The 805-nt window shown below is 55.4% G+C and carries 2 protein-coding genes; both read left to right on the top strand.

Features of this window, described 5'->3' with window-relative positions; all coding sequences use genetic code 11:
• Positions 1 to 303, top strand: a 303-nt coding sequence (locus B5G12_RS14200; protein ID WP_343286655.1) for a CD1845 family protein, incomplete at its 5' end; no start/stop codon positions are given.
• 3 nt (positions 304 to 306) lie between these two features.
• Positions 307 to 672 (top strand): hypothetical protein, encoded by a 366-nt coding sequence (locus B5G12_RS14195; RefSeq protein ID WP_087325495.1) that lies wholly within the window; start codon positions 307 to 309, stop codon positions 670 to 672.
• The last annotated feature ends 133 nt before the right edge of the window (positions 673 to 805 follow it).

The raw sequence follows: 805 nt of genomic DNA, 5'->3' as shown, positions 1-805 counted from the left end.
ATCTTTTTACTCAGGTTCATGCTGAAACTTCTTTTTGCTCCGGTGAGCCTTGTTTTGGCCCTGTTCGTCTGGTTTTTCACCTGGCTGGTGTGCGTGTCCAGCGTGGTGCTGGGCCTGGCCAGCGCGGTACTTTCTCTTTTGGCGCTGGCGATCCTGCTGCTCTCTGCATCGGTGGAAGGTTTTATCATCTACCTGGTACTGGCGTTTCTGGCTAGTCCATTCGGGCTGCCGGCGGCTGCCCTTTGGCTGCTGGGCAGGGTGCAAGGAGTGCGGTATTTCATTCAGGAAAGGATCTATGGTTAAACCATGAAGAAAAAACGCGGTCATTACTGCAAGGTATGTGGTGAATACAAGGCAAATGAAAAGTTCAGCGGTCGGGGCCATGCGGCGCATATCTGCAAAGCCTGTGCTTCCCTGCCTCCCGAAAAGAAGGCAGAGATGATGACCGTCAACCGGCTGCTGAATCTGCCGTGGCGGTTGTCCAAAGAGCAGCTGGCCTGGCTGCGCAACCGGACCAAAGACCGGCGGCCGGAGGTGCGGGCGCTGGCGCAGCATATATATGAAATGCGCTTCCCGCCCAGAGAGCGATTTGTATACGAGGAGGATTGGGAGGATGAGCTGGACTTTCTGGAGAATGCGGTTGATGAAGATACATCAGAGGAACTGGAATGACAACGGCGGCCTGGGCGAGCGGGCCGCTCTTTTTTTGTTTAGGAGGTGCTCATGGCAACCACAAGTATCATGCCGCTGCACACCGGCAAGGGCCGGTCGGTACGGCGGGCCATTCAGGATAGTATCAACTATG

The sequence above is a fragment of the Faecalibacterium sp. An58 genome (assembly GCF_002161515.1).
GTDB classification, from domain to species: domain Bacteria; phylum Bacillota; class Clostridia; order Oscillospirales; family Ruminococcaceae; genus Faecalibacterium; species Faecalibacterium avium.
Note: the sequence above shows the minus strand (reverse complement) of the source record. Positions and strands in the feature narration are given on the sequence as shown.

What these genes read in the sequence shown, in the direction of transcription:
- B5G12_RS14195 (WP_087325495.1), top strand. Translation starts at nt 307, where the DNA reads ATGAAGAAAAAACGCGGTCATTACTGCAAGGTATGTGGTGAATACAAG.